Origin of the sequence: Lentzea indica (genome assembly GCF_012184385.1) — a bacterium.
GTDB lineage: Bacteria > Actinomycetota > Actinomycetes > Mycobacteriales > Pseudonocardiaceae > Lentzea > Lentzea indica.
The window spans coordinates 1-599 of record NZ_VSRL01000607.1 but is presented as its reverse complement, the minus strand read 5'-3'; the positions used below and the strand labels follow the sequence as shown (position 1 = coordinate 599).

The following is a 599-nucleotide window of genomic DNA, read 5'->3' as shown; positions in this document are numbered from 1 at the left end:
CGGCAAGGGCTCGGGGCGGATCTCGCTGGCGGGCATAGTGTGTGCCCGGGCGGGCGAGCGGACCCGGCTGATCTACCGGATGCTGGTGCACCATTCCGGCCGCCGTGGTGAGAAGCCCGGCTTCAGGGAACGCGACTTCGCCCAGCTCCTGGATGCCGCTCATCAGCAGCTCGGCGGGAACATCGTCCTGGTCTGGGACAACTCCAGCCATCACAAGGACGCGTTGATGCGCGAGTTATTGGCCGCCCGGGATCGGTGGCTGACCGTCTTCCGGCTGCCGGCGTATGCCCCGGACCTCAACCCGGCGGAAGGCGTGTGGGCGAACCTCAAGAATGACCTGGGCAACCTCGCTGCCTGCACCATCGACGCCCTCGCCGAACTGGCCCGCACCCGGCTGAAGAAGATGCAGTACCGGCCCGAACTCCTCGACGGCTTCATCGCCGAGACCGGCCACACCCTGGCCCCGCCATGACGTCACCCCGAAGCGAAAACCTCAGAAGCGTCGCAGCTCCATCACGCGGCAGCGGCGCCCTCAAAAAGGCACATCCCAGCCGGGCCTAATCCGCGACACGCGGTCACACAGACATCAGTCGACTTCT

Annotated in this window: 1 protein-coding gene; it reads left to right on the top strand. The window is 66.6% G+C overall.

Annotated features, from left to right (window positions below; translation table 11 throughout):
* A partial coding sequence (locus FXN61_RS49930) for a transposase (RefSeq protein ID WP_246293378.1) occupies positions 1 to 472 on the top strand: 472 nt, incomplete at its 5' end.
* Between the last annotated feature and the right edge of the window lie 127 nt (positions 473 to 599).